Annotated in this window: 14 protein-coding genes and 1 pseudogene; 10 read left to right on the top strand and 5 right to left on the bottom strand. The window is 67.0% G+C overall.

The genetic code is table 11. The features are described 5' to 3' along the window. Positions 1 to 24: 24 nt before the first annotated feature. From gsiB to G3O00_RS21295, 5 genes are all read left to right on the top strand, one after another. Positions 25 to 1,587 carry a glutathione ABC transporter substrate-binding protein GsiB gene (gsiB, locus tag G3O00_RS21275; protein ID WP_206144224.1) on the top strand — a complete coding sequence of 521 codons (1,563 nt, stop codon included), beginning with the start codon at positions 25 to 27 and terminating at the stop codon, positions 1,585 to 1,587. 79 nt (positions 1,588 to 1,666) lie between these two features. After that, positions 1,667 to 2,587, top strand: coding sequence for a glutathione ABC transporter permease GsiC (gene gsiC, locus G3O00_RS21280; RefSeq protein WP_174932325.1), 921 nt, complete (start codon positions 1,667 to 1,669; stop codon positions 2,585 to 2,587). Positions 2,588 to 2,594: 7 nt separating this feature from the next. Beyond that, positions 2,595 to 3,488: a glutathione ABC transporter permease GsiD gene (gene gsiD, locus G3O00_RS21285; RefSeq protein ID WP_011355465.1), complete on the top strand. Its 894-nt coding sequence runs from the start codon at positions 2,595 to 2,597 to the stop codon at positions 3,486 to 3,488. After that, the gene (locus G3O00_RS21290; protein ID WP_174932327.1) at positions 3,488 to 4,570 is read left to right on the top strand and encodes a P1 family peptidase; all 1,083 of its coding nucleotides are present in this window, start codon (positions 3,488 to 3,490) and stop codon (positions 4,568 to 4,570) included. Before gsiD ends, G3O00_RS21290 begins: the two co-directional genes overlap by 1 nt. Then, positions 4,567 to 5,394: a M55 family metallopeptidase gene (locus tag G3O00_RS21295; protein WP_206144225.1), complete on the top strand. Its 828-nt coding sequence runs from the start codon at positions 4,567 to 4,569 to the stop codon at positions 5,392 to 5,394. The genes G3O00_RS21290 and G3O00_RS21295 overlap by 4 nt, the downstream gene beginning before the upstream one ends. A gap of 38 nt (positions 5,395 to 5,432) precedes the next feature. Here G3O00_RS21295 and G3O00_RS21300 read toward each other — a convergent pair whose 3' ends face one another. Beyond that, positions 5,433 to 6,212 carry an alpha/beta hydrolase gene (locus tag G3O00_RS21300; RefSeq protein ID WP_206144226.1) on the bottom strand — a complete coding sequence of 260 codons (780 nt, stop codon included), beginning with the start codon at positions 6,210 to 6,212 and terminating at the stop codon, positions 5,433 to 5,435. Positions 6,213 to 6,354: 142 nt separating this feature from the next. Between G3O00_RS21300 and G3O00_RS21305 the strand changes: the two genes are divergently transcribed. Further along, the gene (locus G3O00_RS21305; RefSeq protein ID WP_122949469.1) at positions 6,355 to 7,134 is read left to right on the top strand and encodes a helix-turn-helix transcriptional regulator; all 780 of its coding nucleotides are present in this window, start codon (positions 6,355 to 6,357) and stop codon (positions 7,132 to 7,134) included. Positions 7,135 to 7,593: 459 nt separating this feature from the next. Here G3O00_RS21305 and pcaG read toward each other — a convergent pair whose 3' ends face one another. From pcaG to G3O00_RS21320, 3 genes are all read right to left on the bottom strand, one after another. Then, complete coding sequence (gene pcaG, locus G3O00_RS21310; protein ID WP_011355460.1) at positions 7,594 to 8,187, bottom strand: protocatechuate 3,4-dioxygenase subunit alpha; 594 nt, start codon at positions 8,185 to 8,187, stop codon at positions 7,594 to 7,596. A 3-nt stretch (positions 8,188 to 8,190) separates the two neighbouring features. Beyond that, on the bottom strand, positions 8,191 to 8,898 hold the full coding sequence (gene pcaH / locus G3O00_RS21315) for a protocatechuate 3,4-dioxygenase subunit beta (protein WP_174945025.1): 708 nt from the start codon (positions 8,896 to 8,898) through the stop codon (positions 8,191 to 8,193). Between the two features lie 273 nt (positions 8,899 to 9,171). After that, complete coding sequence (locus G3O00_RS21320) at positions 9,172 to 9,747, bottom strand: YiiX/YebB-like N1pC/P60 family cysteine hydrolase (RefSeq protein ID WP_206144227.1); 576 nt, start codon at positions 9,745 to 9,747, stop codon at positions 9,172 to 9,174. Between the two features lie 120 nt (positions 9,748 to 9,867). Here G3O00_RS21320 and G3O00_RS21325 point away from each other — a divergent pair, with 120 nt between their 5' ends. The 4 genes from G3O00_RS21325 to G3O00_RS21340 all read left to right on the top strand — a co-directional run bounded on the left by G3O00_RS21325 (position 9,868) and on the right by G3O00_RS21340 (position 12,528). After that, positions 9,868 to 10,605 carry a helix-turn-helix transcriptional regulator gene (locus tag G3O00_RS21325; protein WP_011355457.1) on the top strand — a complete coding sequence of 246 codons (738 nt, stop codon included), beginning with the start codon at positions 9,868 to 9,870 and terminating at the stop codon, positions 10,603 to 10,605. Between the two features lie 77 nt (positions 10,606 to 10,682). Continuing rightward, entirely contained in the window at positions 10,683 to 11,669 is a 987-nt protein-coding gene (pcaQ, locus tag G3O00_RS21330) for a pca operon transcription factor PcaQ (protein ID WP_206144228.1), read from the top strand. A gap of 130 nt (positions 11,670 to 11,799) precedes the next feature. After that, entirely contained in the window at positions 11,800 to 12,159 is a 360-nt protein-coding gene (locus G3O00_RS21335; RefSeq protein WP_206144229.1) for a type II toxin-antitoxin system RelE/ParE family toxin, read from the top strand. 72 nt (positions 12,160 to 12,231) lie between these two features. Further along, positions 12,232 to 12,528, top strand: a complete 297-nt coding sequence (locus G3O00_RS21340; protein ID WP_011355454.1) for an XRE family transcriptional regulator — start codon at positions 12,232 to 12,234, stop codon at positions 12,526 to 12,528. Positions 12,529 to 12,687: 159 nt separating this feature from the next. Here the strand turns inward: G3O00_RS21340 and G3O00_RS21345 are convergent. Continuing rightward, positions 12,688 to 13,076 (bottom strand): annotated as a pseudogene (locus G3O00_RS21345) (amino acid permease); the annotation flags it as partial.

A 13,076-nucleotide genomic window follows, 5' to 3' on the forward strand; every position in this document is an offset into this window, starting at 1 on the left:
ATTCACCGTTAGGAGCCCAGCAAAATGACCAAGCAGCATCCGTTCCCGATGTTTCGTCCGCGCGCGTGTTTCGTCGCGCTCGCCGGCGCGTTCGCGCTGTCGGCCGCGGTGCCCGCATTCGCGCAGCAGACCGCGGTGATGGCGGTGGATTCGACGTTCACGACGATGGACCCGTACGACGCGAACGACACGGTGTCGCAGGCCGTGGTCAAGTCGTTCTACCAGGGGCTGTTCGGCTTCGACAAGGACATGAAGCTCGTCAACGTGCTGGCAACCGGCTACGACGCGAGCCCGGATGCGAAGGTCTACACGATCAAGCTGCGCCAGGGCGTGAAGTTCCACGACGGCACCGATTTCAATGCGGCGGCCGTGAAGGCGAACTTCGACCGCGTGACCGATCCCGCGAACCACCTGAAGCGCTACAACATGTTCCGCGTGATCGAGAAGACCGAGGTGGTCGATCCGTACACGGTGAAGATCACGCTGCGCGAGCCGTTCTCGGCGCTGATCAACACGCTTGCGCACCCGTCGGCCGTGATGATCTCGCCGGCCGCGCTGAAGAAGTGGGGCCGCGACATCGCGCTGCACCCGGTCGGCACGGGCCCGTTCGAGTTCGTCGAATGGAAGCAGACCGACGACCTGAAGGTGAAGAAGTTCGCCGGCTACTGGAAGAAGGGCTACCCGAAGATCGACGCGATCGACTGGAAGCCGGTGGTCGACAACAACACGCGTGCCGCGCTGATCAAGACGGGCGAAGCCGATTTCGCGTTCCGCATCCCGTTCGAGCAGGCAATCGACCTGAAGGGCAACCCGAAGGTCGACATCGTGGAGCGGCCGTCGATCGTGCAGCGTTACGTGTCGCTGAACATGCTGCAGAAGCCGTTCGACAACCCGAAGGTGCGCCAGGCGCTGAACTATGCAGTGAACAAGGAAGCGCTCGCGAAGGTCGCGTTCTCCGGCTTCGCGACGCCGTCCACCGGTGTGGTGCCGCAGGGTGTCGACTACGCGACGAAGCTGGGCCCGTGGCCGTACGACCCGGCGAAGGCGCGCGCGCTGCTGAAGGAAGCCGGCTATCCGAACGGCTTCGAGACGACGCTGTGGTCCGCGTATAACAACTCGACGTCGCAGAAGGCGATCCAGTTCGTGCAGCAGCAGCTCGCGCAGGTCGGCGTGAAGGTGCAGGTGCAGGCGCTGGAAGCCGGCGAGCGCGTCGCGAAGGTCGAGAGCGCGCCGGACCCGGCGAAGGCGCCGGTGCGGATGTACTACATCGGCTGGTCGTCGTCGACGGGCGAGGCGAACTGGGCGATCGCGCCGCTGCTCGCTGGCGCGTCGGCGCCGCCGAAGCTCGTCAACACCGCGTACTACAAGAACGACACGGTCGACGGCGATCTGGCGAAGGCGCTGGAGACGGTCGATCGCGCGAAGAAGACCGACCTCTACGCCGATGCACAGAAGCAGATCTGGACCGATGCACCGTGGATCTTCCTCGTGCAGGAGAAGATCGTGTATGCGCGCAGCAAGCGGCTGCAGGGCGCGTACGTGATGCCGGACGGCTCGTTCAACTTCGACGAAATCTCGCTGAAATGACAGTGGTGATGACGGCGGCTCGTCCGCCATGCGGTGCCGGCGGCGCGAGCCGCCGGCACGCTGATTCGATCGGTGCCCCATGCTGAATTTTCTCGTCAAACGCCTGTTCGGCCTGCTGCCCACGCTCGCGATCGTCGCGGTGCTGGTGTTCCTGTTCGTCCACCTGCTGCCGGGCGATCCGGCGCGGCTCGCGGCCGGGCCCGAAGCCGACGACGCGACGGTCGCGCTCGTGCGCGCCGATCTCGGACTCGACCGCCCGCTGCCCGCGCAGTTCGCGAACTTCTTCACGAAAATCGCGCACGGCGATTTCGGCATATCGACACGCAGCAAGCGGCCGGTCTCGACCGAGATCGGCGAGCGCTTCATGCCGACGCTGATGCTGACGCTCGTCAGCATGGTGTGGGCGACGGCGTTCGGGATGGCGATCGGGATTGCGTCGGCAGTGTGGCGCAACCGCTGGCCGGACCGCCTCGGCATGACGCTCGCGGTGTCGGGCATCTCGTTTCCCGCGTTCGCGCTCGGCATGCTGCTGATGGAAATCTTCTCGGTGAAGCTCGGCTGGCTGCCGGTCGTGCCGGACGGCTCGTGGAAGAGCTACGTGCTGCCGTCGCTGACGCTCGGCGCCGCGGTCGCGGCCGTGATGGCGCGCTTCACGCGCGCGTCGTTCGTCGAGGTGCTGAACGAGGATTTCGTGCGTACCGCACGCGCGAAGGGCGTGCGCGAGCCGATGGTGGTGCTCAAGCACTGCCTGCGCAACGCGATGATCCCGGTCGTCACGATGATGGGGCTGCAGTTCGGCTTCCTGCTCGGCGGCTCGATCGTCGTCGAGGTCGTGTTCAACTGGCCGGGGCTCGGGCGCCTGCTCGTCGATGCGGTGACGATGCGCGACTACCCCGTGATCCAGGCGATCGTGTTGCTGTTTTCGCTTGAGTTCATCCTGATCAACCTGACCGTCGACGTGCTGTACGCGGTCATCAACCCGACCATCCGGTTCAAGTGAGGCGCGTATGAACGCGACAGTCCAGACCGCGGCGCCGGCCGCACCGACCGCGATCCGCACGCCGTGGCGCGAATTCTGGCGCAAGTTCCGCAAGCAGACCGTCGCGCTCGTCGCGGGCGGCTTCGTGCTGGCGCTTGTCGTGCTGGCGTTCGTCGGCCCGCACATCGTGCCGTTCGATCCGGAGAATTATTTCGACTACGACGCGCTGAACGCGGCGCCGTCGGCCGTGCACTGGTTCGGCGTCGATTCGCTCGGCCGCGACATCTTCAGCCGGATCATCGCGGGCACGCGCATCTCGCTTGCGGCCGGCTTCTTCTCGGTCGCGCTCGGCGCGGTGATCGGCACGTTCTTCGGGCTGCTCGCCGGCTACTACGAAGGCTGGTGGGATCGCATCACGATGCGCGTTGCCGACGTGCTGTTCGCGTTCCCGGGCATCCTGCTCGCGATCGGCGTGGTCGCGATCCTCGGCAACGGGATGATCAACGTGATCTGCGCGGTCGCGATCTTCAGCATCCCGGCGTTCGCGCGGCTCGTGCGTGGCAACACGCTGATGCTCAAGCACATGACCTACGTCGAGGCCGCGCGCAGCATCGGCGCGTCGGACTGGACGATCATCATGCGGCACATCCTGCCGGGTACCGTGTCGTCGGTCGTCGTCTACTTCACGATGCGGATCGGCACGTCGATCATCACGGCCGCGAGCCTGTCGTTCCTCGGGCTCGGCGCGCAGCCGCCGACGCCGGAGTGGGGCGCGATGCTCAACGAGGCGCGCGCGGACATGGTGACGGCGCCGCACATCGCGATCTTTCCGAGCCTCGCGATCTTCCTGACCGTGCTTGCGTTCAACCTGCTCGGCGACGGGCTGCGCGACGCGCTCGATCCGAAGCTGGAGCGCCGCTGATGCGCATCGCACCCATGTGGACGGCAACGCTGCCGGCCGGGCCGCGCGGCACGATCGCCGACGTGCCGGGCGTGACGGTCGGCCATTGCACGCTCGATGCGGGCAACGTGCAAACGGGCGTGACCGTCGTGAAGCCGCATCCGGGCGACGTGTACCGCAGCAAGGTGCCGGCGGGGGCTGCCGTGATCAACGGCTTCGGCAAGAGCGTCGGGCTCGTGCAGGTCGACGAGCTCGGCACGCTCGATACGCCGATCGCGCTGACCAATACGTTCGGCGTCGGCGCGGTCGCGCAGGCGCAGATTCGCGCGGCGATCGCGGCGAATCCGCAGGTCGGCCGCGACTGGTCGACCGTCAACCCGCTCGTGTTCGAGTGCAACGACGGCTATCTGAACGATATCCAGGCGTTCGCGGTCACGGCCGCGCATTACGACGACGCGTGCCGCGCGGCATCGCGTGACGTCGCACGCGGCGCGGTGGGCGCCGGGCGCGGGATGTCGAGCTTTGACCTGAAGGGCGGGATTGGCTCCGCGTCGCGCGTTGCCGTCGCAGCCGACCGGCCCTATACGGTCGGTGCGCTCGTGCTCGCGAATTTCGGCCGGCTGCCGATGCTGACGCTCGGCGGCGTGCCGGTCGGGCAGATCGTCGCGCAACGGCGCGCGGCGGAGGCCGCGCATGCGGCACCGCCCGAGCAGGGCTCGATCATCCTGTTGCTGGCTACCGACGCGCCGCTCGATGCACGGCAACTGTCGCGGCTCGCGCGCCGTGCGGGCGCGGGGCTGGCACGCACGGGCTCGGTCTACGGGCACGGCAGCGGCGACATCGCGCTCGCATTCTCCACCGCATACACGATCGCGCACGACGCATCGACCATCGCGCTGCCGGCCCTCGTCGCCGATGCGGCGCTCGATCCGCTGTTCATGGCCGCGGCCGAAAGTGTCGAGCACGCGATTGCCGACGCGCTGCTGCAGGCCGTGACGGTGGCCGGGCGCGACGGCCACGTGCGGCAATCGCTGCGCGACGCGGTGCCCGATCTCGATCGCCTGTTCAACGAAGGCCACGAAGGACGTCTTACCCAGTCATGAAGATCCTGATTTCGACCGACATCGAAGGTGTCGCCGGCGTATTCGCCACCGAGCAGACGCGCGCCGGCAATCCGGAATACGAGCGTGCGCGCCGCTGGATGACCGCCGAGGCGAACGCGGCGATCGAAGGCGCGTTCATGGGCGGCGCGCAGGCCGTGTGGGTCAACGATTCGCACGGCGGCTTCCGCAACCTGCTGCCCGACGGGCTCGATGCGCGTGCGCGCGTCGTGCTCGGCAAGCCGCGCACGCTCGGGATGATGACGGGCCTCGAACAGCAGCCCGACCTCGTGTTCATGATCGGCTATCACGCGAAGTCGCAGACACGCGGCATCCTTGCGCACACGATCAACAGCTTCGCGTTCACGCAGGTGTGGCTGAATGGCGTCGAGCTTGGCGAAGCCGGGCTGTACGGTGCGTTGGCGCGGGAATACGGTGCGCACGTCGCGCTGGCCACGGGCGACGACGTGTTCGCCGAGGAGACCCGGCCACTGTTTCCGGATGCGCATTTCGAGACGGTCAAGACGGCCGGCGGCGCATCGAGCGGCGATACGCTCACGCCCGCCGCGTCATGTGCGCGGATCGCAACGGCTGCGCGCGAAGCGGTTTCGCACGCACTGTCGGCAGGCGTGCGCGCCGGTGCCCATCGGCCCGCGCCGGCCACTTGCACGCTGCGCGTGCAGACGGCGGCGCTGGCCGACCTGTTCTGCGTGCTGCCGTCGCTGGAGCGCGTCGATGCGGTAACGCTGCGCTTCGACGGGCCTTCGGTCGAGCATGTGGTGCGCACGCTGAACAGCTTGTCGGCGATGTCGTTCATGTTGCGGTGATGCGCGTTGCCACCATGCTGCTTGCGCGCCGCGCGTCGTCAGTGGGTGCCGACCGGGTTAGCCGTCACGGCGAGCAGGAACGCTTCCATCGCCGCGACCAGCGCGAGCGGCGTCTCGTTCATCGGATAGTGGCCCGCATTGCGCAGCACGTCGACGGTGGCGAGCGGATAACGCTGCAGGTAGGTGCGGGCCATCAGTGCCGCGTCGAACGCCGGATCGTGCTCGCCGATCAGCACTTTCACCGGATGGATGCCGGCGATCTCGTCGCTGAAATCCGTATCGGCCCATGCGCGGAAGTACGCGCCGAACGCCGGCGGCGACGAACGGGCTGCCGAATACGCCGCTTTCCACTCGATCCAGGCGGCGGGCAGCCGGCCGCCGGTGCTGCGATCGATGATGGTCCGGCGATCGGCGACGTGGTCCGCGGCGCGCGCGAATAGCGCGCGTTTCTCCGCGTCGAACGGCAGGCCGCCGCACGGCACGGGCGTGATCGGTACCAGAGCGCGCACCCGCCTGGGTGCGATGACGGCGATTCTCTCGGCCGCCATCGCGCCCATCGAGTGGCCGACGACGCTGAAGGTCGCGAAACCGAGCGTGTCGGCCAGTGCAAGTGCGTCGGCGGCGATCTCGTCGATCGTGTAGTGGCCCGCTGCGTCGCGCATGCGGCCGTAACCGCGGTAGTCCATGAAGACATAGCTGAAGTGTTCACGCGACAGCCACGCTTCGACGGGTTCGAACGCGTGAGCGTCGCCGAACCAGCCGGGTAGTACAAGAACAGGGTGGGGGCCATCCCCCACGCGATGAAACGTATTCGGCATGTCCGCTCCGATGCAGTGGTAATCCGGCCGATCAGGCCGACGGGTCCTGCGGCCGTCAGGTCGCGCAAGGGTGGAGCGGATCGTAGATCACGCGAAGGAGACCCGCCTTCGATATCGGGTCATTGATGATGGAATTCGGGCCGTGAGAAATACGCTGCTAGATCCCTACGAAAACATTCCCAGGAGCGTGGTCGTGACCGCGAACGACTATGCGGCGGGCACGACGTTTCCGGAGCACGCGCACGGGCGCGGGCAATTCGCGTTCGCGTCGCGCGGCACGATCAGCGTGTCGACGCCGCACGGGCGCTGGCTGGTGCCGCCGCAGCGCGCGTGCTGGGTGCCGGCCGGCGTGCGGCACGAAATGACGATGACCGGGCCGGTCACGATGCTCAACACGTTCGTGTCCGGCGACGCCGCGCAGGAGGCGGGCTTGCCCGAACAGTGCGGTGTCTATGGCGTGTCTGCGCTGCTGCGCCAACTGATCGACGATGCGATCGACCTGCCGGCGCTGTACGACGTCGACGGGCGCGCGGGCAAGCTGATGGCGTTGCTGGTCGCGGAAATCGCGACGATGCCGCGCCTGTCGCTGCATGCGCCGCTGCCGGCCGACGCCCGGCTGGCGAAGGTGTGCCGGCACCTGCTCGCGTCGCCGTCGATCGCGGCCGATCTCGACCAGGTGGCCGCCGACGCGGGCGTGAGCCGCCGCACGTTCACGCGGCAGTTTCGCGCGCAGACAGGCGTGAGCTTTGCCGCATGGCGCCAGCAGGTGTGTATGCTCGCGGCGATCGCGCGCCTGAGCGACGGACAGCCGGTGACGCGCGTCGCGCTCGATCTCGGGTACGCGAGCGCCAGCGCGTTCACGTCGGCATTTCGCCGCATTCTGGGCGATACGCCGAGCCGCTATCTGGAGATTCGGCGCTAGCCGGAAGGAATCGGCGCACGCCACTCCGGTGCGCCGGTTGCCGCAAAAAAATACGCGCCTGCCAATTTCGGTCAGACGCGTTTAAAGGCACTCGGTCAGAAAAAAATGCGCGCGCAGCCCGCCGCGCGGTGTCGCGTATTACATGCGTAATTGTTGCCGATTTGGATTCAATCGCGTTGGTGCGTTGCGGATAACGAAGAATACGCCGCATAACGCGCAAACGATATCCTGCTGGATCGACGAGTTATGTGCAGTCGCAGCATGCGTTTCAATCGAGCGTTCGATTCAGGAGACGGAGGCATGTGACAACGGGTATGGGCACCGTGATCCGGCGCGATGCGCCGCAGCATCGAATGATGGCGACGGCGCACGAAAAACGCCGCGCGGTGCGATGCCTGTTGGTATCGCGCCACGCGGCGTCGGGGTAGCGGGCGGAGCCGGCGTATGCCGGCTCGCGCGTCACACGTCGAAGAACACGGTTTCGTCCGGCCCCTGCATGCGGATGTCGAAACGGTAGACGACCGGACGGCCCGGCTGCGCGTCGCGTTTCGCGACGAGCGTCGCGCGGCGTTCGGCCGGCACCGCGTTCAGCACGGGGTCGGCTGCGTTGGCGGCGGCTTCGTCGTCGAAGTACACGCGCGTGAACGCGTGGGTGAGGATCCCGCGCATCATCACGGTCACGTTGATGTGCGGCGCTTCGTCGGCGGCGAGGCGGCCCGGCTTCACCGTCTCGACGACGAAGCGCTGCTGCGCATCGGTGCCGGTGCCGACTCGCGCGAAGCCCGTGAAGCCGGATTTCGCGATGTCGTCGCGCGACGCGGGGTAGCGGCCCGCGCCGTCCACCTGCGTGAATTCGAGCACCGCGTCGCCGACGACGTTGCCGTCACCGTCGAACACCTGGCCGACCAGCAGCACGTGCTCGCCTTCGGCGTGCGCCGCGGCGATCGTCGGCGTGAACAGGCTTTTCAGGTCGTAATCGTATTGCTGCGGGCACAGGCCGTATGCGAAGTACGGGCCGACCGTCTGCGAAGGGGTTTGCTTCAGCGTCGTCATGGTTCAGCGCTCCATCGGGGTAGCGTCGCGGCCGCGCAGCACGATGTCGAATTCGTAGCCGAGCGCATAGCCTTCTTCGGTGAGGTCCATCGAGAAGCGCGAGATCAGGCGGTCACGCGCGGCTTCGGGCGTGCCCTGGAAGATCGGGTCGTACGCGAGCAGCGGGTCGCCGGGGAAGTACATCTGCGTGACGAGACGCGAGCCGAAGTAATCGCCGAACAGCGAGAAATGGATGTGATTCGGGCGCCATGCGTTCGGATGGTTGCCCCACGGGTACGCGCCAGGCTTGATCGTCAGGAAGCGGTAGCGACCTTCGTCGTCGGTCAGGCAACGGCCGGCGCCGAGGAAGTTCGGGTCGAGCGGCGCGTCGTGCTGGTCGATCTTGTGCACGTAGCGGCCGGCCGCGTTCGCCTGCCACACCTCGACAAGCGTGTTGCGCACGGGCTTGCCGCCTTCGTCGAGCACGCGGCCGGTGACGATCATGCGCTCGCCGAGCGGTTCGCCGTTCTTCACGGCATTCTTCGTCAGGTCATGGTCGAGCGCGCCGAGATCTTCTGCGCCGTAGACGGGCGCGTACTGGTCGCGAAGCTTCTCCTTCAGCGGGATCAGCGGGCGCGTCGGGCCGCGCTTCACGGACGAACGGTATTCGGGGTGGACATAGGCCGGATGCGACGGCCAGTCGCGCGGCGTGAGGATCGTGGGGGAATCCATCGGGCGTCTCCTGATAGGTATTTCGCGAAGGGGATGGCACGACTTTAGCCAATCCGGAAAGTTATGCAAAATGACCTTTTTTCGCGAATCGCATAACTGTTCGTTATGTTTGACGCACCAATGAAAATTCCGCCGGACAGGATGCCTGTCCGGCGGAAAAAGCGATCGGGCTTCGCGTCGTCGGTGACGACCCCGTGCACGGCCCTCCAGCCAGCCCGTCGCTGCTTTTTTGTGTTGTCGTTCTTGTTGTTATCCGGTCTCCCTGAGCGCCTGTTATGACTGGCGGCCGGGATCGAACACGATCCCGTCGAATTCGAGTGACAGCGTGCCGCTGCGCAGCAGTGCGGCCGGTGTCGCGTCCCGGTCGGCCCCGAGCACGTCGCTCACGTAGTCGGCGCAGAACCCGCGCCGCGTCCGCACGTTGAAACGGTTGCCGAGCAGCGCGTCGATCCGCCGTTCAGCCGTTGAATGAATCTGGCGCTGCGCATCGGTGGTCGGTGCCGCGACGCGACGGGCGAGCGCGATGCGTCCGCCGTCGGTCCGGGCGACGAAGCGCGACAGCGGCGTCAGCTTCGTCCACGCAAACGCGGCTTCGGCGATCAAGGGCTCGTCGCCCGACGTATCGACGACGATGCCGAAGCGATTGGCCCAGGTACCCGTCGAGTTCGTCGCGCCTGCTGCATCGCGCGGTGCATTCGCCGGTACGCGGATGAACACGAGATCCCCGACGTGCGCGCTGGCGGCCAGCGTGCGGACCGTGGCGAGCGGCATCGTGCGATCGGTGTCGCGGGCATCGCGCGGGGCGGTGCGATGCGATTCGTAGGCAGCGGTTTCGGTTCGGGTGGTCATTTCGGCTCCGTCGTTCAGTGACAGCACGGAGCGGATTATGCAGACAAGTATCCGAAAGTGTTCATCTGCATGCGCAGGTAGCCTAATATCTGACCTTGAGCATCATTTTTCGATACCAAAATGACCGAAACCGCCCAACTGATCGAAATGCTGAAGCGCCAGCTGAAGGCGCAGGGCATGACCTACCGCGACGTCGCGCGTGCGCTCGACGTTTCCGAGACCAGCGTGAAGCGGCTGTTCGCCAGCGGCCGTTTTACGCTGGAGCGCGTTGTCGAGATCGCTCAGCTGCTCGGCTATACGCTGGCCGAGCTCGTGCAGGAGGCGTCCGCATCGGCGCCGAGGCTGCACGTGCTCACCGAGCAGCAGGAGGCACTGCTCGTGTCGGACGACAAACTGCTGCTCGTCGCCGTCTGCGCAATCAACTACTGGACCGTGCAGGACATCGTGTCGGCCTATCAGGTGACGAAGGCCGAGTGCGTGAAATATCTGCTGATGCTCGACCGGATGAACGTCGTCGCGCTGTTGCCGGGCGACCGGATTCGCGTGCGCGTCGCGCGCGATTTCGACTGGCTGCCGGGCGGGCCGATCCGCCGGTACTTCCATGCGCACGCGCTTGGCGATTTCCTCGACAGCCGCTTCGACGGGGAAGGCGAGACGATGACGTTCTCGCAGGGGATGCTGACGGAGGCTGCCTCCGCGGAGCTCGAACTGGAGCTGCGCCGGCTGCGCAGCAAGGCGGCCGCGCTGCATGCGGAATCGTCGTCCGCACCGCTCGCGCAAAAGCATGGCACCAGCTTGCTGATCGCGAAGCGGATGTGGGAGCCGGCCGGTTTCCAGGCACTGCGGCGTCATGCGTGACGCATCGTCGAGTGCTTGGGGCTATCCGGAAAGTTATGCAAAATGGCATTTCATCGCCAATCGCATAACCACCCGTTATGAATAACCGTATCGCCGACGGCCGCGTCAAGTTCCGGCACTTGCAGTGTTTTCTCGCGGTCGCCCAGTTGGGCGGCGTGCAGAAGGCGGCCGAGAGCCTGTCGATCACGCAGCCGGCTGTTTCGAAGACGATCGCCGAGCTGGAGGCAATCCTCGGCGTGAAGCTGTTCGAGCGCGGCCGGCAGGGCGCGCAGCCGACTCGCGAGGCGCAATTGTTCATGCCGCATGCGAACGCGTGCGTTTTGGCGCTGCGGCAAGGGGTCGGGCTGCTCGCGCGCGAAGGCGGGGCTGCCGCGGCGACGCTGGAAATCGGGATGCTGCCGACCGTCGCGGCATCGCTCGCGCCCGCGTTGATGAAGGCGCTCGCTGAGCGCTGGCCGCGCGTCGTCGTGCGGATCGCGACGGCCGCGAACGCCGATCTGCTCGAGCGCCTGAAGTCCGGTGCGATCGAGTGCGCGATCGGGCGGCTGTCGGAGCCGGAGCGGATGATCGGGCTCGCGTTCGAGCAGTTGTACAACGAGCCGCTCGTCGCCGTCGTGCGCGCCGAGCATCCGCTGCTCTCGAGCGCGGCGCCGGCGGCCGAGCTTGCGCGCTATCCGGTCGTGCTGCCGCCATTCGGCACGCTGATCCGCCAGTCGGCCGAGCAGCTGCTCGGCGCTTGCGGCGTGCCGCCGCTGGATTCGTTCATCGAGGTGTTGTCGGTATCGGTCGCGCGGGCGCTGGCGCTCGAAAACGACGCGGTCTGGTTCGTGCCGCTCTATGCGGCCGAATACGACCTGTCGGCCGGGTCGCTGGCACGCCTGCCGTTGCCGTCGGCCGGCACCGACGAGCCGGTCGGGCTCGTGCTGCGCACGGATGCGCAGCCGTCGCCGGTCGCGCGAACGCTGATCGACGCCGTGCGCGACATCGCGCGGTCGCGGTTCGGGGAGACGCGTGAGCGCGGGATGTCACGTGCGGCGCGCAAGCCGGTTCGTCGCGACGATTGACCCGGCGGCCCGAGCGGCAAGCGCGGCCGGCCCCGTTCCCCGTTACTGACTGGATTGGCCATCCGGTCAGTAGCTGACCTCGTGGTGCTTGGCGTATCGTACCGATTTTGGTACGATTGGTGTCAGGACGATGACGAGACAGCAGATTCAGGTCACGCTCGGCGTGCGGTTCTTCCAGACGGCTCGTGGCAACGAGCCCGTGCGCGAATGGCTGAAGGCGCTCGGGCAAGCGGAGCGAAGGGCGATCGGCGAAGAGATCAAGACCGTTCAACTCGGCTGGCCGCTCGGCATGCCGCTGGTCCGGAAGATGGCGCAGGATCTGTGGGAGATTCGTGTCGTGCTGCCGGGGCGGAGCGCCCGCGTGCTGTTTACGGTCGTCGGCGACACGATGGTCTTGCTGCACGGCTTCTTCAAGCAGTCGCGGTCCACGCCGTCGGACGATCTCGATGTCACCGTCGCGCGCCTGAAAGCGCTGATGCGCGCCATCTGAATTCCCCGGTTGTGCCGGAACGCACCGTCTTCGACGGTCAGGCCGCCGGCAACGCCATGCACTGGAGTACCCATGACGACCACGAACAATCCGCATATCGGCAGCGATTTCGATACCTTCCTCGAGGAGGACGGCAATCTCGAAGCGGCCACCGCCACCGCGATCAAGCGGGTGATCGCCTGGCAGATCGGGCAGGAAATGAAGGCGCAGCACATCACGAAAACCGCAATGGCCGCACGGATGAAAACCAGCCGCGCCGCGCTCAACCGTCTGCTTGACGAAACCGACACGAGCCTCACGCTGGCGACGCTCGCGAGCGCCGCCGCCGCGCTCGGCAAACGGCTCAGCTTCGAGCTGGTGCCCGCCTGACGGGCGCGAAGAACCGGCGGGCGGCCGAGGCCGCGCTTCTACGCGTGATGCGCGCGGCGGAGTGGCCGGCGATCCGGCCAGCGGTTCGGCTATCGGTTCGATCATGATCGGCCCGTGCGTCTCCAGCGGGCAGGTATCGGCCCGCGCGCACCTGCCGGGTCACTGACGCGGCCCGGCCACCTGCAGATAGAGCAGCGCACCGCCCGCGAGCAGCAAAGGGCACAGGATGTACCAGCCGGTCGTCAGGAACAGCCCGGCGACCGCGACCAGCGAAATCCATGCACAACGGTAAGCGATGCCGCCGCGCGGCAGCAGTTTCAGCGCGGCGGCCGCGCCGAGCCCGTACACCATCACGAAGCATCCGGACGTGACGAGCACGAGCGGCTTCGGCCCGACGTCCGACAGCGTCGTCGCCGCCAGTGCGACCACGGCGAGCAGGGCGATTACGCCGAGGCTGCGGCGCGGGACGCCGCCGACCTGGCTGCCTTGCGCGAGCCACGCGGGCAACGCGCCGTCGCACCCGAGCGCCGCCCCGAGCTTCGCAGCGC

It is taken from the genome of Burkholderia sp. Ac-20384 (assembly GCF_017104605.1).
Lineage (GTDB): Bacteria > Pseudomonadota > Gammaproteobacteria > Burkholderiales > Burkholderiaceae > Burkholderia > Burkholderia lata.